This window comes from Curtobacterium sp. MCSS17_007 (assembly GCF_003234175.2).
Lineage (GTDB): Bacteria > Actinomycetota > Actinomycetes > Actinomycetales > Microbacteriaceae > Curtobacterium.
The window spans coordinates 1,763,430-1,788,318 of sequence record NZ_CP126257.1; the positions used below are offsets into that span (position 1 = coordinate 1,763,430).

The window sequence follows — 24,889 nt, forward strand, 5'->3', positions numbered from 1 at the left end:
CACCGGGGTCAGGCGCGACGACGGAAGAGTGCGACGAACATCGCGTCGGTGCCGATGCGGTGGGGCCAGAGCTGCACCGTCGGGCCGTCGGCGACCTGCGGGTCCCGCGCCGCCACCGACCGGACCACACCGGCGGTGTCGAGCTGCTCGAGGACGTCGCCGTGACGGGCCATGAGCGCGTCGACCTGTCCGCGCGTCTCGGCGAGGTGCGGCGAGCACGTCACGTACGCCAGCGTGCCGCCGGGTGCGAGCGCACGGACCGCCGCGTCGAGCAGCTCGGCCTGCAGTGCCGCGAGCTCGGGGACGTCCTCGGGCTGCTTGCGCCACCGCGCCTCGGGACGACGACGGAGTGCACCGAGGCCCGTGCAGGGCGCGTCCAGCAGGATGCGGTCGAAGGGCTCGTCGCCCGGACGGCCGAACCGACGGCCGTCGCCCTCGACGACGCTGACGACGTCCTGGTCGGCGACCGTGGCCAGCGCCTTGCGCACGAGTCCGGCGCGCGCGGGCACGAGCTCGTTCGCCAGCAGGGTCGCTCCGCCCTGCGCGGCCTCGGCAGCGAGGAGCGCGGCCTTGCCGCCGGGGCCGGCGCACATGTCGAGCCACCGCTCGCCCGCACGCACCGGCGAGGACCGCGTGAGCGCGAGGGCCGCGAGCTGCGAGCCCTCGTCCTGCACCCGGAGGCGACCGGCGGCGACACCGGGGACCCGTGCGGGGTCACCGGCCGTGCCGCGGATGCCGACGGGCGACACCGGACCGGCGTCCGCCTCGGGGGCCCGGACGGGAGGCGCGGTGGCGGTCTCGGCCTCGCTCTCGTCCTCGTCCTCGTCCACGGTCTCGTCATCGGTGCCGGGCACACCGTCAGTCGCGGTGGCGGGCCCGAGCGGGTCCGCGTCGTCGCCCGGGCCGGTCGTGGCGCCGGTGGTCGCGGTGCGGACGTCCTCGTCGGTGGCGAGCCCGGGCAGGGCGACGAGCTGCACCCTCGGCGCCACGTTGTCGGCGGCGAGCAGGGCGGCGAGTTCATCGCGGGAACGCTCGGCCGCCAGGGCGTCCCGGAGCGCGGAGACGACCCACGACGGGTGCGACCAGCGCGTCGCGAGCAGGGCGTCGCCGCTCCGGCCCTCCGTGATGAGCGCGTCCCACTCGTCGTCGGTGCGCGCGGCGACCTTGCGCAGGACCGCGTTGACGAAGCCGGTGGCACGGCGGGCGCCGACCTCGCGCGCGAGTTCCACCGTGGCCGAGACCGCGGCGTGCGTCGGGGTGCGCATCCCGAGCAGTTGGTGCACACCGAGCCGCATGACGTCGAGCACGTCGGACTCGATGTTGTCGACGCGGCGGCCGGAGGCGACCCCGACGATCGCGTCGTACCGCCCGAGCATCCGGATCGACCCGTACGTCAGCTCGGTGGCGAAGGCCGCATCGCGCGCGGACAGGCCGGCACGGCGGATGCGGGTCGGCAGGAGCAGGTTGGCGTAGGCGTCCTCGACCTGCACCGCGCGCAGCACGTCGAACGCGACCCGGCGGGCGCTGGTCGCGCGGGGGCGACGGTCGGTGCGGGCCTGCGGCGACGGGTTCACGAGAGCACCACCCCCTCCAGGCGACCGAGGCCACGAGCCCAGGCGGCGGCCGCCATGGGCTTCTTCCCCGCGGGTTGCACCTCGACGAGCTCGAGGGGTTCGTCGGCGGTCCCGACCAGCAGCCGACCGTCGACCAGCGCGAGTGCGCCGGGCGCGAGGTGCGGCACCGACGAGGGCGTGCCTCCCGGCAGGAGCGCGCTGCGGAGCAGCTTCACGCGCGTCTCGCCGAGGTGGGCGAAGGCGCCGGGCTCGGGCGTCACACCGCGGATGTGGGCGTGGACGGCGAGGGCCGACTCGTGGAAGGCCACGTGCGCGTCGTCGGCCGTCGGCTTCGGGGCGAGGGTCACCGGCCCGGACTGCTCGACGGCGACCGCGCTCCCGTCAGCCAGGGCGTCGACGACCCGCAGGACGGTGTCCGCTCCGGTCTCGGCCATCGCGGCGAGGACGTCCCCGCTCGTCGCGTCCGGGTCGATCGTGAACGGGTCGGATGCGTAGACCGGTCCGGCGTCGAGCGCCTCGACCAGCTGGAAGACCGTCGCGGCGGTCCGGGTGTCCCCCGCCATCACGGCGCGCTGCACGGGCGCAGCCCCGCGGTACGCCGGCAGGTCGGAGAAGTGCAGGTTGACCCAGCCGAGGCGCGGAGCGTCGAGGGCGGGACGGCGGAGGAGCGCACCGTACGCGACGATGACCCCGAGGTCGGCCCGGAGCTCGACGAGCCGCGCGGTCACGGCATCGTCCACGCGGGTGGCCTCGATGACGGGCAGTCCGAGTTCCTGTGCCGCCTGCGCCACCGGGGTGGGCGTGAGGACGCGCTTCCGACCCTGGGGTGTCGGCGGACGGGTGAGCACCGCCGCGATCTCGTGGTCGGACGCCGCGAGACGGCGGAGGGTGGGGACGGCCGCAGCGGGGCTGCCGGCGACGACGAGGCGCATGGGTTCCATCGTCCCACGGGCGAGGTGTCCCGCGTGCGCGGGGCCGGAGCGGTCTCCGGACGCGCGGAGGGGGTGCTGGGTAGCGTCCGGGGCGACGCGGACTCGCAGTACCCGTTCCGCAGTACCCGTTCCGCAGCACCCGGACCACAGCACGCCAGGAGGAGCACCATGACCGACACCGACCTGCCCCTGCCGGACTTCGACCACCTGCCGTTGGGGAACCTCGCCGAACGCATCCGACCGCTCGACCGGACGCAGCTGCAGGCCCTGCTCGACCACGAGCAGGCGCACGGTGACCGGCTGCCGGTCCTCGAGGTCCTCCGGCACCGCGCCGAGGCACTCGACGCCAGCGCGGAGCCGAGCGGTTCCGTGCCGCACGACCTCCCCGAGGTCGCCGACGGCGTGGCGGCGCCCGAGCAGGTGTCCCCGGACACCGCCGGCCCGACGATCAACCCGCCCTCGCACGGCGTCCCGACCAACCCGGCGCAGCCGCGCCGCTGACGAAGGAGCACCCATGAGTGACGTCACCACCTCCAGCAACCGCTACGCCGGCTCGTCGATCCAGAAGGTCGCGCTCGTCGTCGGCATCGTGTTCCTGCTCGTCGGGATCGCCGGGTTCGTGCCGGGGCTGACCACCGGCGAGCTCGGCGGTGCCGGGCACCACTCCATGGCGATGCTGCTCGGGATCTTCCAGGTGTCGGTCCTGCACAACGTCGTGCACCTGCTGTTCGGCGTCGTCGGGTTGCTCGCGGCGAACCGTGCAAGCGGGTCGCGCATGTACCTCGTGATCGGCGGAGTCGTGTACTTCGTGCTCTGGGTCTACGGCCTGTTCACGGCGGGCACGATGTCCGGCGCCAACTTCGTCCCCCTCAACTGGGCGGACAACTGGCTGCACCTCGTGCTCGCGATCGGCATGGTCGCGCTCGGCGTCGTCTTCCCGCGGGAGCGTCGCCGCCCGGTCGGCGCCTGACCCTCGCTCTCAGACCTCGGTGAAGGGCTCGGCGTCGTCGAGCCGCACGCGCAGCGTCGGGGCCGCACGACGCCGGTTGCCGCCCGGCAGCACCCGCCGCGTCGACGACCGACGGATGACCTCGGCCTTGAGCGTCGCCGCGACCTCGGCCCCGTGCGCGTAGGCGAAACGCACGATCGCGCGGACCGTGCCGGGCACCGGGTCCTCGGGCACCGGCACCGGTCCGAGCACCGCGCCGACGACCGCGTCGCCGAGGGCCTCGACCGCCGCGGTCACCGCCTCGTCCGTACCGGTGAGCGTCGCCACCCGGACGGCCGGCGGGAAGTGCAGGGCCCGTCGGTCGACGAGTTCGTCGTGTGCCGGCCCGTCGAGTCGCCAGAGCGCCATCGCCGTGGCGAGCTTCCCGCCGATGCCGACGAGGTACACCTCGGCCCCGGGCGCACCCTTCGCGGCGGCGTTCGTCCAGAAGCGGAGCACGTCCTCCTGCACCCGGAGCCCCTCGCGGGCCAGGAGCCGCTCGCCGTCGAGCAGCAGCACGCACGCGTAGCCACCCGGCACGCTCGGTTCCGCGCCGCGAGTGGCGACGACGACCGCGGGGCGGGCCGGGACCTCGTCGAGCGGACGGGAGCCGTCCGCGACCACGATCCGGGTGCCGGGGAACGCCCGACCGAGCTCGTCGGCCGTCCGCTGCGCACCCTGACCGACGGGCTTGAGCTTCCCGCCGCCGCACGTCGGACAACGGAAGCCCACGGCCAGGGCACCGCAGAACCGGCACTGCGGGGTCGCGTTCCGGTGCGGGCTGCCCAGCGGTCCCCCGCACACCCGGCAGTGCGCACGCTCCCCGCAGTCGGCGCAGACCAGCCCGGTGCCGAAGCCGGGGTTCGCCACCTGCACGAGGACCGGGCCGTGCTGACTGGCCTCGCGCGCGGCGCGCCACGCCGTGCTCGGGATGCGCGCCTGAGCGGCGAAGCCCTCGGCGCTCGCCTGCTGCGCGGTCGGGATCACCTTCGGCGACGGCACCCGGTACGGCGCGAGCTCCTGGAGCCAGTGCAGCTCGACGAGCCGCTGGACGTCGGTCGACCGGGCGTGCGCGAGGAAGAGGAGCGCGGCGCCGGACTGGGCGGTCCGCACGAGTGCCACGTCGCGCGTGTGCACGTACGGCGCCCGGGGCTCGACGAAGGACGCGTCGCCGTCGTCCCACATCGCGACGAGTCCGAGCTCGGAGGCGGGCGCGAACGCTGCCGTCCGGTTGCCGATCGCGACGACCGCGTGCGTCCGTGCCTGCAGCAGCGCCTTCGCCCGCTGCCCGTTCGTCTGCTTCGCGTCGAACCGGACGACGCGCTCCGGCGGCAGCACGGCGAGGAGCGCACGCTCCAGGTCGGTGACGTCACGGAAGTCCGGCACCGCGAGCACGGCCGACTGCTCGCGGGCGACGACGTGCGACGCGGCCTGCGCGAGCGTCGCGGCCCAGCCGGGCACCCACACGGGGTCGTCGGCGGTCCCGAGGTCGACGGGGTGGGGGACGGCGTCGACCGCGGCCCGTCCGCGCTCGGCGAGCAGTGCCTCCAGGACGCCCTCGGCGTAGCCCGTGACAGGGGCGGGCTCGATCGACGGGGGCGACCACGAGGTGTCGCGGGCCAGCCAGGCCTTCTCGGCACGGACCTGTCGGGTCGGCACGGCGAGCCGCAGGACGTCGGAGGCGACGCCGGCGGCACGATCGGCGACAGCGCGCGCGAGCGACCAGATCTCGGGAGCCAGGACCGGCACCGGCGAGACGACCTGCTCGACGGAGCTGAGTTCGCCCGGCCAGTCCCCCTCCGAGACCACCTCGACGACGTACGCGTCGGACATCCGCGCACCGGTGCGCAGCGGCACCTTGACGCGGACCCCCGGCACGCAGTCGTCCTCGAGCTCGGCCGGCACCCGGTAGTCGAACAGACGGTCCAACTGCGGGAGCGGCGAGTCGAGGACGACGCGCGCGACGGTGGTCACACCGTGCCCTAGACGGCGGCGGTGACGAGTCCTGCTGCGGCGCGGAGCTCCTCGACGCGATCGAGCTGCTCCCACGTGAAGCCGGGCAGCTCGCGGCCGAAGTGACCGTACGCGGCGGTCTGCGCGTACCGCGGCTTGAGCAGGTCGAGGTCGCGGATGATCGCGGCCGGACGCAGGTCGAACACCTCGGTGATCGCTGCCTCGATCGTGGCGTCGTCGACGTGTCCGGTGCCGAACGACTCGACGTACAGCCCGACCGGCTTGGCCCGGCCGATCGCGTAGGCGACCTGCACCTCGAGCCGGTCCGCGAGTCCCGCGGCGACGGCGTTCTTCGCGACCCAGCGGAGCGCGTAGGCGGCCGAGCGGTCGACCTTCGACGGGTCCTTGCCGCTGAACGCCCCACCGCCGTGCCGGGAGGCACCGCCGTACGTGTCGACGATCACCTTGCGTCCGGTGAGTCCGGCGTCGCCCTGCGGCCCACCGATCTCGAACCGGCCGGTCGGGTTCACGATGACGTCGACGTGGGACGAGTCGAGGTCGACCAGGTCGAGGACCGGACGGATCACGTGCTCGGTGATCTGCGCGGTCAGCTCGTCGAGCGTCACCGCCGGCGAGTGCTGCGTGGAGAGCACGACCGTCTCGACGGTCTTCGGGACGACACCGTCGTACCCGACCGTGACCTGCGTCTTGCCGTCCGGACGGAGGAAGTCGAGCAGACCGGTCTTGCGGACCTCGGCCAGACGCTCCGCCAGGCGGTGCGCGAGCCAGATCGCGACGGGCATGTACTCGGGGGTCTCGTTCGTCGCGAAGCCGAACATGATGCCCTGGTCGCCCGCGCCCTGGCGGTCGAGCGGGTCGACGCCCGCGCCGGAACGGCTGTCGAGCGACTCGTCGACGCCCTGGGCGATGTCCGGGGACTGCGCACCGATCGACACCTCGACGCCGCAGGTGCGGCCGTCGAAGGAGACCTCGGACGAGTCGTAGCCGATGCCCGTGATGACGTCGCGGACGAGCTTCGGGATCTCGACGTAGCCGGAGGTCGTGACCTCGCCGGCGACGTGCACGAGCCCGGTCGTCACCATCGTCTCGACGGCGACGCGCGCGTGCGGGTCGACCGTGAGCAGGGCGTCGAGGATCGTGTCCGAGATCTGGTCGCAGATCTTGTCGGGGTGCCCCTCCGTCACCGACTCGGACGTGAAGAGGCGCAGGTTGGTGCCGCTCACCGGATCAGTCGGTGGGCTGCTGCTGCTTGGTGACGGTCAGCTTGTCCTCGTTGATCTCGTGCAGCGCCACCGAGAGCGGCTTGTCGTCGATCGTCGAGTCGACCAGCGGGCCGACGTTGTCGAAGAGCGAGCCCTCGTGCAGGTCGGCGTAGTAGTCGTTGATCTGGCGGGCGCGCTTCGAGGCGAAGATGACGAGCGCGTACTTCGACTCCACCTTGGCGAGCAGGTCGTCGATGGGCGGGTCGATGATGCCCTGGGGGTTGGCCATGGTGTCTCCTGTCGGCTGCGGGTGCGTGGGGCGCGGGTCCGACCGGATCGGACCGCCCGACCGAGGTCGGGCTGCGCGGGCGCGGCGCCGAGGAGGCGCGCGCGGGTGCGCCGTGTCAGGGCGCAGAGAACAAGTCTACGACCTCGCGTGCCGCCGTGCCGACATCGGAGTTCACGATCCGCACGTCGAACTCGTCCTGCGCCGCCAGTTCGACCTTCGCGGTCTCGAGACGACGCGCCTGTTCCTCGGCGGACTCGGTGCCCCGGCCGATGAGCCGGCGGACGAGCTCCTCCCACGTCGGCGGGAGCAGGAACACGAGCACCGCCTCGGGCATGGCGTCGCGGACCTGACGGGCACCCTGCAGGTCGATCTCGAGCATGACCTTGTCGCCGGCGTCGAGCGCACGGTCGATCGGCGGTCGCGGCGTGCCGTACCGGTAGGAGTTGTGCACGACCGCCCACTCGAGCAGCTCGCGATCGCGGATCATCCGGTCGAACTCGGCGTCGTCGACGAAGTAGTAGTGCACGCCGTCGACCTCGCCCGGACGGGGCTTGCGGGTCGTCGCCGAGACGCTGAGGTTCACGTCGGGGTAGTGCTCGCGGATGTGGGCGCTGACGGTGCCCTTGCCGACCGCGGTCGGTCCGGCCAGCACGACGAGCTTCGACGCACCGCGCTTCCGCCCCCGCGCGGCCAGCCAGTCGGCCAGGGCCGCGCGCTGCCGGGTGCCGAGACCGCCGAGCCGCTTCGACGGGGCGATGCGGAGCTCCCCCATCACGGCCTCGGCGCGCGCCGGTCCGATGCCGGACATGCTCGTGAGCAGGTCCCGCACGCGCAGGGACTTCTCGGCGGGCAGGTCCTCGTCGGACCAGGCGGCGCGGGCGACCTCGAGGGCACTGCGCTCCCCCGACGCCACCTGCGCCTTGACCGCGGCACGGGCGCGACGTGCGGCGACCGCTGCCCGGGCGGCCGCGACGCGGTCGACCTCCGGCGGGTTGCGGTGCGCGGGGAGGTCGCTGCGGTCGGGGGCTCCGGAGCCGGGCGTCTCGTCCGTCACGCGGCGACCCCGAGTGCGGCGGCGATGCGGTCGACACGGTCCTGCACGAGCCCGGCGACCCCGTCCGGACCGTCGGTCAGCAGCCCGCGCGACTCGTTCACCAGGACCTGCTCCGCGCGCGCACCGTACCGCGCGCGCAGGTCCTCGATCCGCGCACCCTGGGCACCGAAGCCCGGGGCGAGCACCGGCGCGGTGCCGATGGTCGCCGCGTCGATGCCGAAGTCGTCGAGGTCGAGGGTGGCGCCGAGCACGAGCCCGACGTCCCCGAGCGGCTGGTCGCCGCCGGTCCGGTTGTCGTCTGCCACATCAAGGACGATACCGGCAGCGACGGACCGTCCGGCACGCGGCCCCTCGGCGAGCACCGCGGTCTGCAGCACGCGCGCCTCGGGGTTGCTCGTCGCGGCGAGGACGAAGACGCCGGCGTCGTTCCGCCGGGCGACGTCGACCGTGCCGGCGAGCGAGCCGTACCCGAGGTACGGCGACACGGTCATCGCGTCCGCGCGGAACGGCCCGTCGCGGTCGAGCCACGCGAGCGCGTAGTCGTCACCGGTCGACCCGATGTCGCCCCGCTTCACGTCCGCGACGACCAGGAGGCCCGCATCACGCGCACGACGCAGGGTCGCGTCGAGCGCGCGGTAGCCGGGGATCCCGGCCGCCTCGAAGAAGGCGATCTGCGGCTTCACGATCGCTGCGCGGCCGGCGGCCGCGTCGACCAGGGTCGCGCCGAAGGCGGTCAGGCCCTGCTCGTCGCGGCCGAGCCCCCACGCCGCCAGGGTGGCGGCGTGGGGGTCGATGCCGACGCACAGGGGGGAACGCTCCCCGACGGCGGCGGCGAGCCGGACGCCGAAGGAGGCCGCGCCTCCCGGCTGCACGGTGGTCACGTCGACAGCCGTCACCAGGTCGCGCGCTCGAGCGCGTAGTCCTGCAGGCTGCGGGCGCTGAGCGGGGTGCCGATCGTCTCGATCGCCGCGACCGCCGCGCCGAGCTGCGCGATCGTCGTGAACAGCGGCTTGTCCGCGGCGACCGTGGCCGCGCGGATCTCGTAGCCGTCCGCACGACCGGCGGCGCCGGACGGGGTGTTGATGACGATGTCGACCGCGTCCCGCGCGAGCAGGTCCACGACGCTCTCACCGCCCTCGCTGTACTTGCCGACCAGCGTGACCTCGATGCCGTTGCGGCGCAGGACCTCGGCGGTCCCCTCCGTCGCGGTGATCGTGAACCCGAGCTGCTGCAGGCGGTGCACGGGCAGGACGACCTGGCGCTTGTCGGTGTCGGCGACGCTCACGAAGACCGTGCCGCTCGTCGGCAGGCCACCGTACGCGGCGTCCTGCGACTTGAGGAACGCGCGCGGGAAGTCGCGGTCGATGCCCATGACCTCACCGGTCGAACGCATCTCGGGGCTGAGCACCGAGTCGACGACCTGACCGTCGTGGGTGCGGAAGCGGCGGAAGGGCAGCACGGCCTCCTTGACCGCGACCGGTGCCTGCGGCGGCACCGAGGAGCCGTCGCGCTCCGGCAGCAGGCCCTCGGCGACGAGCGCGTCGATCGACGTGCCGGTCATCACCCGCGAGGCCGCCTTGGCGAGCGGGATGCCGAGCGCCTTGGACACGAACGGGACCGTCCGGCTGGCGCGCGGGTTCGCCTCGAGGACGTAGAGCACGCCCGCGCCGATCGCGAACTGCACGTTGAGCAGGCCCTGCACGCCGATGCCGCGGGCGATCTTCTCGGTCGCCTCGACCACGCCACGGATCTCCGCCTTGCCGAGTCCGACCGGCGGCAGGGTGCAGGCCGAGTCACCGGAGTGGATGCCGGCCTCCTCGATGTGCTCCATGATGCCGCCGACGTAGAGCCGCTCGCCGTCGAAGAGCGCGTCGACGTCGATCTCCACTGCGTCGTCGAGGAACCGGTCGACCAGCAGCGGCAGGTCCGGGCCGATGATCGCCTGGTCGGCCATCCGCTCGAAGTAGTCCGCCAGGGCGGTCGGGTCGTAGACGATCTCCATGCCGCGGCCGCCGAGCACGAAGGACGGGCGGACGAGGACGGGGTAGCCGATCTCCTCCGCGACCGCGGTCGCGCTGGCGAGGTCGTGCGCGGTGCCGTTGCGCGGTGCGAGCAGCCCGGCCTGCTCGAGGATCGCGGCGAACTGGCCGCGCTCCTCGGCGGAGTCGATCGCGCTCGGGGTCGTGCCGAGGATCGGGATGCCGGCGGCCTCGAGCGGCTTCGCCAGCCCGAGGGCGGTCTGCCCGCCGAGCTGGACGACGACGCCGACGAGCTCGCCGGACGCCGCCTCGGCCTCGATGACCTCGAGGACGTCCTCGGTGGTGAGCGGCTCGAAGTAGAGCCGGTCCGAGGTGTCGTAGTCGGTGCTCACCGTCTCCGGGTTGCAGTTGATCATGATCGTCTCGTAGCCGGCGTCCGACAGCGCGAACGAGGCGTGCACGCACGAGTAGTCGAACTCGACGCCCTGGCCGATGCGGTTCGGGCCGGACCCGAGGATGACGACCTTCTTCCGGTCGCTCGGGGCGACCTCGGTCTCGGCGTCGTACGACGAGTAGTGGTACGGCGTCAGGGCCGGGAACTCGCCGGCGCAGGTGTCCACGGTCTTGAAGACCGGGCGGATGCCCTGCTCGTGGCGGGTGGCGCGGACGTCCTGCTCGGTGACCTGCTGGTCGCCGCTGCTCCGCAGCGAGGCGATCTGCGCGTCGCTGAAGCCGTGCTCCTTGGCCCAGCGCAGCGTGTCGGCGTCGAGGGTCTCCGCCGCCCGGACCTCGTCCGCGACGTCGTTGATGAGGACGATCTGGTCGATGAACCAGGGGTCGATCTTCGTGGCCTCGAACACCTCGTCCGCGGTGGCACCGGCGACGAGGGCCTGCTGCACCGTGACGATCCGGCCGTCGGTCGGTGTCTTCGCCTTCTCGAGCAGTGCGTCCTTGTCGAGCTCGGCCGCCGGGGTGTCCCAGTGGAAGCTCGAGCCGCGCTTCTCGAGGGAACGGAGCGACTTCTGCAGCGCGGTGGCGTAGTTCCGGCCGATGGCCATCGCCTCGCCGACGCTCTTCATGGTCGTGGTGAGTGTCGCGTCGGCGGCCGGGAACTTCTCGAACGCGAACCGCGGGGTCTTCACGACGACGTAGTCGAGCGTCGGCTCGAAGCTCGCCGGGGTCACGCGGGTGATGTCGTTCTCGATCTCGTCGAGGCGGTACCCGATGGCGAGCTTCGCGGCGATCTTCGCGATCGGGAAGCCCGTCGCCTTCGACGCGAGCGCGGACGAGCGGGACACGCGCGGGTTCATCTCGATGACGATCACGCGCCCGTTGGACGGGTCGACGGCGAACTGGATGTTGCAGCCACCGGTGTCGACACCGACGCGGCGGATGATGTCGATGCCGATGTTCCGCATGTTCTGGTACTCGCGGTCGGTCAGCGTCAGCGCGGGGGCGACGGTGATCGAGTCGCCGGTGTGCACGCCCACCGGGTCGACGTTCTCGATCGAGCAGATGACGACGGTGTTGTCGAAGTTGTCGCGCATGAGCTCGAGCTCGTACTCCTTCCAACCGAGGATCGACTCCTCGAGGAGCACCTCGGTGGTCGGGCTGGACTGCAGGCCGTCGCCCACGAAGCGGACGAGCTCTTCCTCGTTGTAGGCGAAGCCGGAACCGAGGCCGCCCATCGTGAAGGACGGTCGAACGACGAGCGGGTAGCCGAGGTCCTGCGCGTACTCCTTGGCTTCCTCGAGGGTGTGCGCGATGTGGCTGCGGGCGACATCGGCGCCGGACTCGAGGACGAGCTCCTTGAAGAGCTGCCGGTCCTCGCCGCGCTGGATCGCGTCGACCTTCGCGCCGATGAGCTCGACGTCGTACTTCGCGAGGATGCCCTCGGCGTCGAGCTTGATCGCCGCGTTCAGCGCCGTCTGACCGCCGAGCGTCGGCAGCACCGCATCAGGGCGCTCGATCTTGATGATCTCCTCGAGCGACGCGCTCGTGATGGGCTCGATGTAGGTCGCGTCGGCGAAGTCCGGGTCGGTCATGATCGTCGCCGGGTTCGGGTTGACGAGGATGACGCGGACGCCCTCGGCGCGGAGGACTCGGCACGCCTGGGTGCCGGAGTAGTCGAACTCGGCGGCCTGACCGATGACGATCGGGCCCGAGCCGATGACGAGGACGGAGTTGATGTCTGCGCGCTTCGGCATCAGTTGCTGCTTTCGTTCTGCGCGGCCGACGCGCCGGCGTCGGTCGTCGGGTCGGCTGCGGGGGTCGTGGCGGTGGCGGTCGCCGCGTCGAGCGGCTTGCCCTCGCGTCGCGCACGGACCAGGTCCGCGAACCGGTCGAACAGGTACATGGAGTCGTGCGGGCCGGCCGCCGCCTCGGGGTGGTACTGCACGCTGAACGCGGGCACGTCGAGCGCGCGGAGGCCCTCGACGACCTGGTCGTTCAGGGAGTAGTGCGAGACCTCGACCCGACCGAACCCGGCCGGCGACTCGAGCACCTCGCCCAGGGGCGCGTCGACCGCGAAGCCGTGGTTCTGGCTCGTGATCTCGACCTTGCCGGTGGCGGTGTCGAGCACGGGCTGGTTGATGCCGCGGTGGCCGAAGGGCAGCTTGTACGTACCGAAGCCGAGCGCGCGGCCGAGGAGCTGGTTGCCGAAGCAGATGCCGAAGAACGGGCGGCCGGTCTTCAGGGACTCCTGCAGCAGCGACACCTGCGCGTCGGACGCCGCCGGGTCACCGGGGCCGTTCGAGTAGAAGAGCGCGTCGGGGTCGAGTTCCTGCAGCGCGGACGCCGTGATGTCCTGCGGCACGACGTGCACCTCGAAGCCGCGCTCGGCGAGGTAGCGGGTGGTCGAGGCCTTCACCCCGAGGTCGAGCACGGCCAGCGTGCCGATCTGCTCGCCCACCGCGGGGACCACGTAGGTCTCCGGGGTCGACACGATCGACGAGAAGCTCGCGCCGGCCATGGCGGCCTGGTCGCGCACGGCCTGCAGCTGCTCGTCGGCGGACAGTTCCGCGTCCGCGCCGCTGAACACGCCGCCCTTCATGGCACCGGCGTCGCGGATGCGTCGGGTGAGCGCGCGGGTGTCGACGCCGGAGATGCCCACGATGCCGTCGCGCACCAGGTGGTCGTCGAGCGTCGCGTTCGCCCGGTGGTTCGACACGACGCGGCTGGGGTCGCGGACCACGTAGCCGGCGACCCAGATGCGACGGGACTCGGGGTCCTCGTCGTTGACGCCGGTGTTGCCGATGTGCGGCGCGGTCTGCACCACGATCTGTCCGGCGTAGGACGGGTCGGTCAGCGTCTCCTGGTAGCCGGTCATGCCGGTGGCGAAGACGACCTCTCCCAGGGATCGGCCTCGGGCGCCGTAGGCCCGTCCGTCGTAGCGGGTGCCGTCCTCGAGGACCAGTACGGCCCGTTCGCGTGTCATCAGTTCGTCCCTTCGCCCGCGGTGTGCGGGTGTTCGTGCGTCGTCGTCAGTCCCTGCAGGGCGGCGAGTGCTGCTGCGTCGCCCTCCGGGAACCGGAAGTAGGTGTCGAGGTCCGTCGCTGCTGCGGCGCCGGTCGCCGTCCATCGCAGACGGACCAGTCCCCCGGGTTCGACCACCCGGTCGATGGCCACGGTGGCCCGGTCGGCGCCGCGGACGTCGGCCGCGGCGATCCACCGGTCGGCGGTGCCGGCGTGGTGCAGGACCACCCCGGTGTCGTGCACGGTCACGCCTCCGCGTGCGCGGAACCCGAGACCGCCCGCCGTGATCCGTTCGAGGGGTTCGTCGGCGCGGGTCGTCGCGACGGAGAACCCGTCCCACGACCCGACCGCCGGCCCGGGGTCGACCGGGACCGGGACGGGAGGCACGGTGTCGGCCTGTCGCCGGGTCCGCGTCCGCCACGTGCGCGCCATCGCGACGAACAGCGCGGCCACCAGGAGGAGGACGACTCCCCCGACCAGCCAGCGGAGCGCGTCACCGTTCACCGGGTCACCGCCCGGCTCACGCTGCCGCCGCCTTCGCCGCGGCCGCCACGGTCTCGGTGTCGACGAGCGCCCCGTCGAGGAGCGTGGGGTACCCCTGGTGGAACGTCGCGACGACCCGCCCGGGCAGGCGCATCCCGAGGTACGGGGAGTTCTGCGACTGGCCGGCGAGGTCGTCGACCGAGAACTCCCGGACCGCGGTCGGGTCGTACAGCGTGACCTCGGCGGGGGCACCCTCGGCGATGCGCTGGCCGTGACCCGCGACCTGCCCGATGCGTGCCGGGGCCTCGGACAGCACCCGGGCGACGTCGGCCCAGTCGAGCCGGCCGTCCTCGACCACGGCGGCGTGCACGACGCTCAGCGCCGACTCGAGCCCGACCATGCCGTTCGCCGCTGCGGGCCACTCGCAGCACTTCGCCTCGGCGGTGTGCGGGGCGTGGTCGGTCGCGACGATGTCGATCGTGCCGTCGGCCAGGGCGGTGCGCAGGGCGTCGACGTCCTCGCGGGAGCGCAGCGGCGGGTTGACCTTGTAGCGGGCGTCGTACCCGGGGGCACCGTCGACACCGGCGATGAGGTCTTCGGTGAGCACGAGGTGGTGCGGCGTGACCTCGGCGGTGACGTCGATCCCGCGGGACTTCGCCCACCGGATGACCTCGACGCTGCCCGCGGTCGAGACGTGGCAGACGTGCAGCCGGGCGCCGACGTGGTCGGCGAGCAGGACGTCGCGGGCGATGATCGCCTCCTCCGCCACTGCGGGCCAGCCGGCGAGCCCGAGCTCCGACGACAGCCGGCCCTCGTTCATCTGCGCACCGATGGTCAACCGGGGCTCCTGCGCGTGCTGTGCGAGCACGCCGCCGAAGCCCTTGATGTACTCGAGCGCCCGGCGCATGAGGAGCGGGTCCGCCACGCAGGAGCCGTCGTCCGAGAAGACGCGGACCTTCGCGCGGCTCGTCGCCATCGCGCCGATCTCCGACAGGTGCGTGCCCTGCAGGCCCTGTGACACCGCACCGATCGGGCGGACCGTCACGTAGCCGGCGTCGTCCCCGAGCGCCTGCACCTGTTCGACGACGCCCGCCGTGTCCGCGACCGGCGAGGAGTTCGCCATGGCGTTGACGGCGGTGAAGCCACCGGCTGCCGCGGCGCGCGAGCCGGTGAGGACGGTCTCCGACTCCTCGAAGCCGGGCTCGCGGAGGTGCGTGTGCAGGTCCACGAGACCGGGCAGGGCGATCAGACCGTCCGCGTCGACGACCGTGGCACCGGTCGCGTCGAGACCGGACCCGACCGCGGTGATGCGTCGTCCCTCCAGGCGGATGTCGGCACGCGAGCCGTCCACCAGCTGCGCGCCGCGGATGAGGTGGGCGGTCATGCGACGGGCTCCTTCGGTTCGTGCTCGCCGGTCAGGGCGAGGTACAGGACGGCCATCCGGACGGAGACGCCGTTGGCGACCTGCTCGACGACGGTCGAGCGCGGATCGTCGGCGGCGACACCGGCGATCTCCAGGCCGCGGTTCATCGGGCCCGGGTGCATGATCAGCGTGCGCTCGGACAGCGCTGCCGCCCGTGCCGCCGTGAGGCCGAAGTGCCGCGTGTACTCGCGGGGGTTCGGGAAGAACGCGTCGTTCATCCGCTCCTGCTGGATGCGGAGGAGCATCACGACGTCCGGGTCCTCGGCGAGGGCGGCGTCGAGGTCGTGGTGCACCGCGGCGCCGAACGGACGGTCGACGGCGGGCAGCAGGGTCGGCGGGGCCGCGAACGTCACCTCGGCACCCAGCGTGCCGAGCAGCCAGGCGTTGCTCCGCGCGACGCGACTGTGCAGGACGTCGCCGACGATCGTCACCCGGACGCCGTCGAGGCCCTTCCCGCGGCTCGCCTCGCCGTGCAGGCGGCGGCGCATCGTGAAGGCGTCGAGCAGGGCCTGCGTGGGGTGCTCGTGCGTACCGTCGCCGGCGTTCACGACCGGGACGTCGATCCAGTCGGCCTCGGCGAGCACCCGCGGGGCACCGGATGCCGGGTGCCGCATGACGATGCCGTCGATGCCCATCGCGCCGAGGGTCTGGACGGTGTCCTTCAGGGACTCGCCCTTCGAGACGCTGGAGCCCTTCGCCGCGAAGTTGATGACGTCGGCGGACAGGCGCTTGGCGGCGGCCTCGAAGGAGATGCGGGTGCGGGTCGAGTCCTCGAAGAAGAGGTTCACGACGGTCTTGCCGCGGAGGGCCGGGAGCTTCCGGACCTCACGGGTGTTGACCTCGGCCATCTCCTCGGCGACGTCGAGGATCCGGACTGCGTCAGCACGCGACAGGTCGGCGGTGGAGAGGAGGTGCTTCACGAGGCACCACCCTGCTGGGACTGCTGCGGGTCGCCCTGCTGCGGATCGCTCTGCTCGATGACGACCTCGTCGCTGCCGTCGGTCTCGGTCAGGCGCAGCGTGACCCGCTCGTCGGACGCGGTCGGCAGGTTCTTGCCGACGTGGTCCGCACGGATGGGCAGTTCGCGGTGGCCACGGTCGACGAGCACCGCGAGCCGCACCGCCCGGGGGCGCCCGATGCCCTGCAGGGCGTCGAGCGCTGCCCGGACGGTACGACCGGAGTAGAGCACGTCGTCGACCAGCACGACGACCTTGCCGTCGATGCCGCTCGTCGGGATCGTCGTGCGGTGCGGCGCACGACCGATGCCGTGGCCGAGGTCGTCCCGGTGCATCGTGACGTCGAGCGTGCCGAGCCGCTGGTCGCGGTCCGCTGCCCACTCGGGTTCGATGTCGGCCAGGACGCGGTCGAGCCGCTCGGCCAGGACGGCACCCCGTGTCGGGATGCCCAGCAGCACGAGGTCCGAGGCACCGTGGTTGGCCTCGAGGATCTCGTGCGCGATGCGTGTCAGAGCACGCGTGATGTCGGGGTGTTGCAGGACCGTTCTGGTGCCCACGCCGACCTCCTTCCCCGCCTCACCGGACGGACTTAAAGGACGCTGACGTGGACAACCCTACTCGGACTCCTGGCCCCCTGCGACCGTCCGACCGGACGGTGCGGCTGCCTGGTCGGCGGTCCGACCGGACGGTGCACGGCCACCCGCGACGGCACCGAGCACACCGTTGACGAAGCCGGCGGAGTCGTCGGTGGACAGCGACTGGGCGAGCTCGACCGCCTCGGCGATCGCGACCGCGTCCGGGACCTCCGGGTTGTACCGGAGCTCCCAGACACCCATCCGCAGGATGCACCGGTCGAGCACGGGCATCCGGGCGATGGACCAGCCCTGTGCGTGCTCGACGATCACCTTGTCGATCGCCGCACGGTCGTCGTCGATGCCCGTGACGATCTGCCGGGCGTAGTCCCAGCTCGACGCTCGCTCGGGCTGGTCGAGGTGACGGACCGTCTCGGTGGCCAGGACGTCCGCGATCGGCAGCTCGCGGACCTCCGCCACGTACAGCATGTCGAGGGCGCGCTTCCGGGCCTTCGAACGAGCACTCATGGGCGAGCGCCTAGTTGTTGACGCGGCCGAGGAAGCTGCCGTCGCGCGTGTCGATCTTCACCGTGGTGCCGTTCTCGAGGTACAGCGGGACCTGGATGCGGTGACCGGTCGCGATGATCGTCGCGTCCTTCGTGCCGCCCGAGGAGCGGTCGCCCTGCAGGCCCGGCTCGGTCTCGACCTCGGTGACGATGGACGTCGGGAGCTCGATGTAGAGCGGGTTGCCCTCGTTCATCGCGATGGTGACCATGGCGGACTCGAGCAGGTAGTTCTTCGCGTCGCCGACGACGGTCTCGGAGACGGGGACCTGGTCGTAGGTGTCGGTGTCCATGAAGACGTAGGACTCGCCGTCCTGGTACAGGTACTGGTAGTCGCGACGGTCCACGGTCGCGGTGTCGATCTTCGCACCGGCGTTGAACGTGCGGTCGACGACCTTGCCCGAGACGACGTTCTTCAGCTTGGTCCGGACGAACGCGCCGCCCTTGCCCGGCTTGACGTGCTGGAACTCGACGACCGACCAGAGCTGCCCGTCGATGATGAGAACGGCGCCGTTCTTGATGTCAGTGGTACTCGCCATGGGTCTTCCGTTCGATGTGGTTGTGAAGGTCTCCCGGACGTGCGTCCGGTCCCGGCGACGGCGGGCCAGAGCCCGTGCCGACGCCCCGACGAGTGTAGCGGACCCACGGCTCGCGTCCCGGGCCCCGCTCCGGGCCCGTCACCGTCGGCGGCGCGCCCACCATGCGTCGACCGCTGCCCACACCAGCAGCACCACCGCCGCCCCGCCGAGGATCCCGCCCGCTGCGCCGGTGGACAGCACCGCGCCCGGCCGCGTCGGGGCCGCGAGGTACACGATCGCGAGCACTCCGGCACCCGCACCGAGGAGCACGAGGAGCACCCGACGGACCAGCCCGGACACCACCTCGCGGTCGCGCCGGTCCGAGAACAGCCGGATGTTCACCGCGAGCCGACCCGTCTCGAGCGCCTCCCCGATGCGGTCCACCCGTCGCGGCAGCTTGCGGCCCGTCGAGACGACGCCGAACAGTTCGCGGAGGGCGAGGTCCCGCACCGCCCGCGGACGCAGCTGGTCGCGGATCTGCCGTCGCGCCAGGTCCCGCGACTCCTCGAGCAGGTCGAACGACGGGGCGAGGCTGCGGAGCGTCCCCTCGAAGATCGCGAGCGCCCGCGCGGCGGCGACGAAGTCCGGCGGCGGCTTGAGCCGGTAGCGCCCGAAGACCGCGACGGCGTCGTCGACCGTCTCGACCCCGATGCGAGCACCCGGCCCGAGCTCGTCCGCGACGAAGGCGGCGATGTCGCGTCGGAAGTCCGGCTCGTCCTCGGCGTCACGGACGGGCGCCATCCGCATCACGGCGTCGGCGATCCGTTCGGTGTCGTCCTGGATGTACCCGGCGAGGAGGTCCTGGACGGTGGCCCGCAGCCCCGGGTCGAGTCGCCCGACCGACCCGAAGTCGATGAGGGCGGGACGCCCGTCGGGCAGGAGCACGACGTTCCCCGGGTGGAGGTCGGCGTGGTAGATCCCGTCGAAGACGACCTGCCGGAGGAAGGCGTCCAGCACGGCGCGCATCGGGGTGTCGAGGTCCGGCCCGGCGCCCGCCGCCCGCAGCGCACTGAGGGTCTCGCCCTCGAGGAACTCCATCACCATCACCCGGCGTCCCGAGAGCTCGCGGTAGGGCTCCGGGTAGGCGACCGCGTCGGGGCGGGCACTCCGGGTCTGCGCTGCACGCAGGGCGGTCAGGTTCCGCATCTCCGACGTGAAGTCCACCTGCCGGACGAGGTCGTCGGCGTACTGCTGCGCGACGTCGGCGACGCCGACCTGCCGGGCCTCGGTGCTCGTCCGCGCGAGGAACCGGACGACCCGCAGCGCGATCTCGACGTCACGGCGGACCGCGACGTCGATCCCGGGGCGCTGGACCTTGACGGCGACGACGGTGCCGTCGCGCAGTGTCGCCCGGTGCACCTGGGCGATCGACGCGGCGGCGACCGGTTCCGGGTCGAACGAGGCGAAGACCGCTCCGACGGGCGCGCCGAGCTCCTCCGCGAGCAGGGTTGCGACCGCTGCCGGGTCCGCGGGTCGGACGCTCCGCTGCAGGTGCGCGAGCCCCTCTGTCCACTCGTCCGGCAGCAGGTCGTCGCGCGTCGAGAGGAGCTGTCCCATCTTCACGAACCCGCCTCCGGCCTCCTCGAGGGCACGGCGCAGGTGCTCGGCCTGCCGTCGCCGCAGGTCGGAGGTCTCCGGGTCGCGTGAGAAGTCGAGGCGTCGGAAGGGGACGAGTCCGTGTCGGCGGGCGATCGCCAGCAGCTCGGCGAAGCGCCGCGCGCGGGAGCGCAGACTGCCGACGGTGGCGTCCTGCTGGCCGAGGTCGCTCAGACGGGGCGGGGTGGGCACCGGACCAGTGTGCTCCCCCGTCCTGCGGGCCCACCCCGTTCCTGCACAGCCAGGAGGACGTCCTCCGCTAGACGCCGACCTCCTGGTAGGCGGTGAACAGCAGGTGGTCCTCCGGACCCTCGAGCGTGACCGGCTTGCCGACGCCGTCGAGGATGATGAACCGGAGCATGCCGGCCCGCGCCTTCTTGTCCCGCCGCATCGTGGCGAGGAGCCCCTCCCACCGCCCGAGCCCGTAGGACGTGGGCAGCTCGAGGGACTCGAGGATCGAGCGGTGCCGGTCCACCGTCGCGTCGTCCAGGTGTCCCGTCAGCCTGGCGAGCTCGGCGGCGAACACCATCCCGACCGACACGGCAGCGCCGTGCCGCCACTGGTAGCGCTCGGCGTGCTCGATCGCGTGGCCGAGGGTGTGCCCGTAGTTCAGGACCTCCCGGCGCCCCTGCTCGGTGAAGTCGTCCGCGACGACCTCGGCCTTCAGCGCGATGGCGAGCTCGACGACGCGGCGGAACTCCGGGGTCGTGGGGTCGGTGACGCGCGCGACGTCCGCCTCGATCACGTCGAGGATCTCCGGCACCGCGATGAACCCGGCCTTCACGATCTCCGCGAAGCCGGTGAGCACGTCGTTGCGCGGCAGCGTCCGGACGAGGTCGAGGTCGGCGACGACGGCGCGCGGGTGGTGGAACGCCCCGACGAGGTTCTTGCCCTCGTTCGTGTTGATCCCGGTCTTGCCGCCGACGCTCGCGTCCACCATCCCGAGCACGCTCGTCGGGATCGCGACGAACGCCACGCCACGCAACCAGGTCGCGGCGACGAAGCCCGCGAGGTCCGTCACGGCTCCGCCGCCGAGACCGATGACGGCGTCGGTGCGGGTGAAGTCGGCCTGGCCCATGACCTGCCAGCAGAACGCCGCGACCTCGACGCGCTTGGCGGCCTCGGCGTCCGGCACCTCGGCGATGAGCGCGTCGAGTCCGGCCTCGACCAGGACGGCACGGAGGTCGTTCGCCCTGGCGCCGAGCGTCGGCGCGTGCACGATGAGGACCTTCGCGACCCGGGGGCCGAGCAGCGCGGGGACCGAGGCGAGCAGACCGTTGCCGACCACGACGGGGTAGCCGTCCTCGCCGCCGACGCGGATCTCGGTGGTGCCCTCGGGCAGGTTCGACGCGGTCACGGTGTCCCTCCGGTGGTGTGCTGGTCTTCGGTGAGCCAGGCGACCACGTCACGGACGACGTGCGACATCGGGCGTCGCGACGTGTCGAAGGTGGCGTGGGCGAGCTCGGCGTAGGTGGCTGCCCTGGCGTCGGCGATCGTCTGCCAGGCATCGATGCCCCCCTGGGCGAGGAGCGGCCGGTCGCTGCCCGCGATCCGCTCCGCGACGGCCTCGGGCGAGACGGTGAGCAGCACGATGCGGGCCCCGCGCAGGGCCGCGCGCGTGTCCGGGTGCGTCACCGCGCCGCCGCCGACCGAGACCACTCCCCCGGTGGCGACGGCGGTCCGGACCGCCTCGGCCTCGAGCTCCCGGAACGCCGGTTCTCCGCGGTCGGCGAAGATGCCGGGGATGGGTCCGTGCGTCCGCGCGATGACCTTGTCGGTGTCGGTGAACGACACGCCGAGGGCCTTCGCGACACGCTTGCCGACACTCGACTTGCCGGCGCCCATCGGTCCGATCACCACGACGGCCGCGTCGACGCCCGGCACGCGGCCGTCGGGCGTCGACGCGTCGGTGCTGCTCACCGGGTCGTCGAGGGCTCGGCGGTCTCGGTCCGACGGGAGCGCAGGGTCTCCGGGATGGACGCGAGGTACGCCTCGAGGTTGCGCTTCGTCTCGGCCAGGCTGTCGCCGCCGAACTTCTCGAGCACGGCGTCGGCGAGCACCAGTGCGACCATCGCCTCGGCGACGACACCGGAGGCGGGGACGGCGCAGACGTCGCTGCGCTGGTGGTGCGCGGAGGCGTCCTCACCCGTGGCGACGTCGATGGTGTGGAGCGCGTGGGGCACGGTTGCGATCGGCTTCATGGCAGCTCGGACCCGCAGGACGGTGCCGGTGGACATGCCGCCCTCCGTGCCGCCGGCGCGGTCGCTCGTGCGGATGATCTCACCGTCCTCGCGGTACAGCTCGTCGTGTGCCGCGGAGCCGCGACGACCGGCCGTCGCGAACCCGTCGCCGACCTCGACGCCCTTGATCGCCTGGATGCCCATGATCGCGGCGGCGAGGCGCGCGTCGAGTCGTCGGTCCCACTGCACGTGCGAGCCGAGCCCCGGCGGGACGCCGTGGAAGAGGACCTCGACGACGCCGCCGAGCGTGTCGCCGTCCTTCTTCGCGGCCTCGACCTCGGTGACCATGCGTGCGGAGGTCTCGGGGTCGGCGCAGCGGAGCTGGTCCTCGTCGAGCCGGTCGACGTCGTCCGGAAGCGGGAGCGCGGTGCCGTCGGGCACCCGGACCGTGCCGACCTGGAGGGTGTGGGCGATCGAACGCATGCCGAGCTCGGCGAGGAACGACTTCGCGACGGCCCCGAGCGCCACGCGGGCCGCGGTCTCGCGGGCGGAAGCGCGCTCGAGGATCGGCCGCGCCTCGTCGAAGCCGTACTTCTGCATGCCGACCAGGTCCGCGTGTCCGGGACGAGGACGGGTGAGGGGCGCACTGCGGCCGCGAGACATCTCGGTGGACTCGACGGGCTCGGGGTTCATCACCTCGACCCACTTCGGCCACTCCGTGTTGCCGATGCGGATGGCGATCGGGCTGCCGAGCGAGAAGCCGTGGCGGACACCGCCGGAGACGTGGAGCTCGTCCTGCTCGAACTTCATGCGCGAGCCGCGTCCGTAGCCGAGCTTGCGCCGCGCGAGGTCGGTGCGGATGGACTCGAACGACACCGGGACGCCCGCGGGCAGGCCCTCGAGCATCGCGATGAGTTCGGGTCCGTGGGACTCACCAGCGGTCAACCAACGAAGCATGGTGTCAATCATCCCACAGCGGGTCGCCGTGAGACGCCGCCGCCGGCGGCCGTGCCGCTACTGGTACTCGGGGTGCGCCCGGAGCCAGGCCTGGAACTGCTTCACCGCCACCTGGTGCTGCGCGTACGTGTCCGAGAAGACGGTCTCCCCCGTGTCCAGGTCCACGGTCACGAAGTACAGCCACTTGCCGTCCGCCATGTTCGTGACGGCCTTGATGGCCACGTCGCCCGGGTTGGAGATCGGTGCCGGGGGCAGGCCTTTGTGCACGTAGGTGTTGTACTCGTTCCCCGCGTCCGCACGCTCGGCGTCGGTCGTGGTCACCTTGTGCGTGTTGCCCGTCCCGTACGCGACGGTCGCGTCCGACTGCAGCGGCATGTCGATGTCGAGCCGGTTCTGGAAGACCCGGGCGACCTTCGGGTAGTCGGCGGCGAGGCCGGCCTCCTTCTGCACGAGCGAGGCGAAGACGATCACCCGCTCCTGGTCGCCCTCGGCCACGCCGGCGGCGGCGAGGTGCTCCTTCATGGTGTCGACCATCGACTGGAAGTACTGCTTCGCGGTCCACCCGGGGTTGATCGGGTAGGTCGCCGGGAAGAGCCACCCCTCGAGCGTCGTCGTGCCCGCCGGGAGGCCGTAGGCCTGCACGTCCTTCGCTGCAGCGGTCACCTCAGCCTCCGTCAGTCCCGCCTTCGAGACCATGCCCGCCTCGATGTCCTGCAGCGCGGTCCCCTCGGGGATCACGATCGAGGCCTCGACGCGGTTGTCGGAGTCCCTGAGGGCGGCGAGTGCGGCCTTCGAGCTCATCTCCTTCTTCAGCTCGTACGACCCCGGCTGGAACGAGACGTCCGGCGAGGTCAGCAGCAGCTTGTAGAAGACCTTCGAGCTCTTCACCACGCCGCTGCGCTGCAGGGTCTTGGCGACGTCCTCGCCGATGTCGCCCTGCTTGATCGTCACGGTGACCTTGCTCGTCCCGTCGCCCGTGTAATCGTCCGGCTCCCTCGATCCGCCGATCGCTCCGACGACCTGCTGGATCTTGGGCGCGGCGAACGCGTAGGCGCCGACGCCGACCGCGAGCACGAGGGCGACGATCACGATCCCCGCGATGAGCGGTCCACGGCGACGCGGCGGTCGCGGTCCGCGCGGCTGCCGGGAGGCACCGCCTCCCCCGCCGCGTCCCCCGCGTCCGCCGTCTCCCGTACCGCCGGCCCCGTCGCGCGGTCCGTCCGGACCGGTTCCGGTACCGCCGTGGGCGTCGCCCACCGCCCGGGCGTCGGGCGCGGGAACCTCGCCGGTGAGGAGCGCCTGCACCTCCGGGTGCAGTTCGTCGTGCGACCGGGCGACCGGCGCATCGGCCGGTGCGACCGGATGTCGCGTACCCGCCGAGCCCACGTCGGTGGTCACGGGTCGGGCGTCCTCGGCCTCAGGACCCGCTGGCGCGGAGGCTGCTGCGGCCGCCTCGGCGGCCCGAGCCTCGCGGCGCGACATCGGACGGTCCGGGTCGGCTGCGGAGTCGGCGGACCGGCGTCGTCGGCCGGCATCGTCGCCGGGCGCGATGATCGCGTCCCAGTCCAGGTCGTCTGCCAAGGGATCCTCGGTCTCTCGGGTCGGGGGCTCCACCAGGGCCCCGACGGTCCGGGAACGTCGGTCTCCCGACCCGCTCCGGGGCCGGTCGGTCAGGGGAGCGTGGCGCCGGGGGCGGCGCTGGACGCACGCTCGTGGTCGAGCGCGTGTTGCAGAATGATAACAGCGGCCGCTTGGTCGATCACGGCCCGGGACTTCTTCGTGTTCCGCCCCGCCTGGTGCAGACCGCGCTGGGCCGTCACCGTGGAGAGCCGCTCGTCGACCAGGCGCACGGGTCGGTGCTCCGCGAGGCGCTCGGCGAAGGCGCGGGCGTCCGCGGTCGAGGGTGTGTCGTCACCGGACATCGACAGGGGCAGCCCCACGACGACCTCGAGCACGTCGTACTCGTCGGCGAGCTCGACGATGCGACGGACGTCCGTCGCCTCGTCCCGAGGCACCGTCTCGACCGGGGTGGCCAGCAGGCCGTCCCGGTCGCAGACGGCGACCCCGATGCGCGCCCTGCCGACGTCGACACCGAGCCGACGGCCCGTGCGGATC

General features: G+C 72.6%; 23 protein-coding genes. 2 read left to right on the top strand and 21 right to left on the bottom strand.

Annotated elements, in window-relative coordinates; all coding sequences use genetic code 11:
• Positions 1–8 precede the first annotated feature (8 nt).
• Both DEJ22_RS08305 and DEJ22_RS08310 read right to left on the bottom strand, forming a co-directional pair.
• A complete protein-coding gene (locus DEJ22_RS08305; RefSeq protein WP_111226127.1) occupies positions 9–1,574 on the bottom strand; it encodes an RsmB/NOP family class I SAM-dependent RNA methyltransferase in 1,566 nt (521 codons plus the stop codon).
• Positions 1,571–2,506 carry a methionyl-tRNA formyltransferase gene (locus DEJ22_RS08310; RefSeq protein WP_111226128.1) on the bottom strand — a complete coding sequence of 312 codons (936 nt, stop codon included), beginning with the start codon at positions 2,504–2,506 and terminating at the stop codon, positions 1,571–1,573. The genes DEJ22_RS08305 and DEJ22_RS08310 overlap by 4 nt, the downstream gene beginning before the upstream one ends.
• A 168-nt stretch (positions 2,507–2,674) precedes the next feature.
• On the opposite strand from DEJ22_RS08310, the gene DEJ22_RS08315 reads away from it, so the two are divergent.
• Positions 2,675–3,007 carry a DUF8129 domain-containing protein gene (locus tag DEJ22_RS08315; protein ID WP_111226129.1) on the top strand — a complete coding sequence of 111 codons (333 nt, stop codon included), beginning with the start codon at positions 2,675–2,677 and terminating at the stop codon, positions 3,005–3,007.
• A gap of 13 nt (positions 3,008–3,020) precedes the next feature.
• Positions 3,021–3,476 (top strand): DUF4383 domain-containing protein, encoded by a 456-nt coding sequence (locus tag DEJ22_RS08320; RefSeq protein ID WP_181430669.1) that lies wholly within the window; start codon positions 3,021–3,023, stop codon positions 3,474–3,476.
• 9 nt (positions 3,477–3,485) lie between these two features.
• Here the strand turns inward: DEJ22_RS08320 and DEJ22_RS08325 are convergent, their stop codons facing one another.
• The 19 genes from DEJ22_RS08325 to ruvX form a co-directional block, all read right to left on the bottom strand.
• Complete coding sequence (locus DEJ22_RS08325; RefSeq protein ID WP_111226130.1) at positions 3,486–5,468, bottom strand: primosomal protein N' family DNA-binding protein; 1,983 nt, start codon at positions 5,466–5,468, stop codon at positions 3,486–3,488.
• Positions 5,469–5,476: 8 nt separating this feature from the next.
• Positions 5,477–6,691, bottom strand: coding sequence for a methionine adenosyltransferase (gene metK, locus DEJ22_RS08330; protein WP_111226131.1), 1,215 nt, complete (start codon positions 6,689–6,691; stop codon positions 5,477–5,479).
• Positions 6,692–6,695: 4 nt separating this feature from the next.
• Entirely contained in the window at positions 6,696–6,959 is a 264-nt protein-coding gene (gene rpoZ / locus DEJ22_RS08335) for a DNA-directed RNA polymerase subunit omega (RefSeq protein ID WP_022906709.1), read from the bottom strand.
• Positions 6,960–7,074: 115 nt separating this feature from the next.
• Positions 7,075–8,013, bottom strand: coding sequence for a guanylate kinase (gene gmk / locus DEJ22_RS08340; RefSeq protein ID WP_111226132.1), 939 nt, complete (start codon positions 8,011–8,013; stop codon positions 7,075–7,077).
• On the bottom strand, positions 8,010–8,885 hold the full coding sequence (gene pyrF / locus DEJ22_RS08345; protein ID WP_502862533.1) for an orotidine-5'-phosphate decarboxylase: 876 nt from the start codon (positions 8,883–8,885) through the stop codon (positions 8,010–8,012). The genes gmk and pyrF overlap by 4 nt, the downstream gene beginning before the upstream one ends.
• Positions 8,886–8,905: 20 nt before the next feature.
• A complete protein-coding gene (gene carB, locus DEJ22_RS08350; protein ID WP_111226134.1) occupies positions 8,906–12,199 on the bottom strand; it encodes a carbamoyl-phosphate synthase large subunit in 3,294 nt (1,097 codons plus the stop codon).
• Positions 12,199–13,428: a glutamine-hydrolyzing carbamoyl-phosphate synthase small subunit gene (gene carA / locus DEJ22_RS08355; protein ID WP_111226135.1), complete on the bottom strand. Its 1,230-nt coding sequence runs from the start codon at positions 13,426–13,428 to the stop codon at positions 12,199–12,201. Before carA ends, carB begins: the two co-directional genes overlap by 1 nt.
• A complete protein-coding gene (locus tag DEJ22_RS08360) occupies positions 13,428–13,970 on the bottom strand; it encodes a PH-like domain-containing protein (protein WP_111226136.1) in 543 nt (180 codons plus the stop codon). Before DEJ22_RS08360 ends, carA begins: the two co-directional genes overlap by 1 nt.
• A 16-nt stretch (positions 13,971–13,986) precedes the next feature.
• Entirely contained in the window at positions 13,987–15,333 is a 1,347-nt protein-coding gene (locus tag DEJ22_RS08365) for a dihydroorotase (RefSeq protein WP_111226137.1), read from the bottom strand.
• On the bottom strand, positions 15,330–16,292 hold the full coding sequence (locus tag DEJ22_RS08370; protein ID WP_111226138.1) for an aspartate carbamoyltransferase catalytic subunit: 963 nt from the start codon (positions 16,290–16,292) through the stop codon (positions 15,330–15,332). Before DEJ22_RS08370 ends, DEJ22_RS08365 begins: the two co-directional genes overlap by 4 nt.
• Positions 16,289–16,885, bottom strand: a complete 597-nt coding sequence (gene pyrR, locus DEJ22_RS08375) for a bifunctional pyr operon transcriptional regulator/uracil phosphoribosyltransferase PyrR (RefSeq protein WP_111226139.1) — start codon at positions 16,883–16,885, stop codon at positions 16,289–16,291. Before pyrR ends, DEJ22_RS08370 begins: the two co-directional genes overlap by 4 nt.
• Positions 16,886–16,942: 57 nt before the next feature.
• A complete protein-coding gene (gene nusB / locus DEJ22_RS08380) occupies positions 16,943–17,428 on the bottom strand; it encodes a transcription antitermination factor NusB (protein WP_111226140.1) in 486 nt (161 codons plus the stop codon).
• Between the two features lie 10 nt (positions 17,429–17,438).
• Positions 17,439–18,002, bottom strand: a complete 564-nt coding sequence (gene efp / locus DEJ22_RS08385) for an elongation factor P (RefSeq protein WP_058729119.1) — start codon at positions 18,000–18,002, stop codon at positions 17,439–17,441.
• 138 nt (positions 18,003–18,140) lie between these two features.
• The gene (locus tag DEJ22_RS08390; protein ID WP_111226141.1) at positions 18,141–19,829 is read right to left on the bottom strand and encodes an ABC1 kinase family protein; all 1,689 of its coding nucleotides are present in this window, start codon (positions 19,827–19,829) and stop codon (positions 18,141–18,143) included.
• Positions 19,830–19,896: 67 nt separating this feature from the next.
• Positions 19,897–20,994, bottom strand: a complete 1,098-nt coding sequence (gene aroB, locus DEJ22_RS08395; protein WP_258379532.1) for a 3-dehydroquinate synthase — start codon at positions 20,992–20,994, stop codon at positions 19,897–19,899.
• Positions 20,991–21,482, bottom strand: coding sequence for a shikimate kinase (locus DEJ22_RS08400; RefSeq protein ID WP_111226431.1), 492 nt, complete (start codon positions 21,480–21,482; stop codon positions 20,991–20,993). The genes aroB and DEJ22_RS08400 overlap by 4 nt, the downstream gene beginning before the upstream one ends.
• Positions 21,483–21,553: 71 nt before the next feature.
• Positions 21,554–22,774: a chorismate synthase gene (gene aroC, locus DEJ22_RS08405; RefSeq protein WP_111226142.1), complete on the bottom strand. Its 1,221-nt coding sequence runs from the start codon at positions 22,772–22,774 to the stop codon at positions 21,554–21,556.
• 57 nt (positions 22,775–22,831) lie between these two features.
• Entirely contained in the window at positions 22,832–24,355 is a 1,524-nt protein-coding gene (gene mltG / locus DEJ22_RS08410; RefSeq protein ID WP_111226143.1) for an endolytic transglycosylase MltG, read from the bottom strand.
• An 89-nt stretch (positions 24,356–24,444) separates the two neighbouring features.
• Positions 24,445–24,888 carry a Holliday junction resolvase RuvX gene (gene ruvX / locus DEJ22_RS08415; protein WP_181430689.1) on the bottom strand — a complete coding sequence of 148 codons (444 nt, stop codon included), beginning with the start codon at positions 24,886–24,888 and terminating at the stop codon, positions 24,445–24,447.
• Position 24,889: the final 1 nt, after the last annotated feature.

Bases quoted from the DNA above. Each gene is read 5' to 3' on its own strand.
- DEJ22_RS08310 (WP_111226128.1), bottom strand. From the start codon at position 2,506: ATGCGCCTCGTCGTCGCCGGCAGCCCCGCTGCGGCCGTCCCCACCCTC.
- DEJ22_RS08315 (WP_111226129.1), top strand. From the start codon at position 2,675: ATGACCGACACCGACCTGCCCCTGCCGGACTTCGACCACCTGCCGTTG.
- DEJ22_RS08320 (WP_181430669.1), top strand. From the start codon at position 3,021: ATGAGTGACGTCACCACCTCCAGCAACCGCTACGCCGGCTCGTCGATC.
- rpoZ (WP_022906709.1), bottom strand. From the start codon at position 6,959: ATGGCCAACCCCCAGGGCATCATCGACCCGCCCATCGACGACCTGCTC.
- carB (WP_111226134.1), bottom strand. From the start codon at position 12,199: ATGCCGAAGCGCGCAGACATCAACTCCGTCCTCGTCATCGGCTCGGGC.
- carA (WP_111226135.1), bottom strand. From the start codon at position 13,428: ATGACACGCGAACGGGCCGTACTGGTCCTCGAGGACGGCACCCGCTAC.
- DEJ22_RS08365 (WP_111226137.1), bottom strand. From the start codon at position 15,333: ATGACCGCCCACCTCATCCGCGGCGCGCAGCTGGTGGACGGCTCGCGT.
- nusB (WP_111226140.1), bottom strand. From the start codon at position 17,428: ATGAGTGCTCGTTCGAAGGCCCGGAAGCGCGCCCTCGACATGCTGTAC.
- efp (WP_058729119.1), bottom strand. From the start codon at position 18,002: ATGGCGAGTACCACTGACATCAAGAACGGCGCCGTTCTCATCATCGAC.
- DEJ22_RS08400 (WP_111226431.1), bottom strand. From the start codon at position 21,482: ATGGGCGCCGGCAAGTCGAGTGTCGGCAAGCGTGTCGCGAAGGCCCTC.
- aroC (WP_111226142.1), bottom strand. From the start codon at position 22,774: ATGCTTCGTTGGTTGACCGCTGGTGAGTCCCACGGACCCGAACTCATC.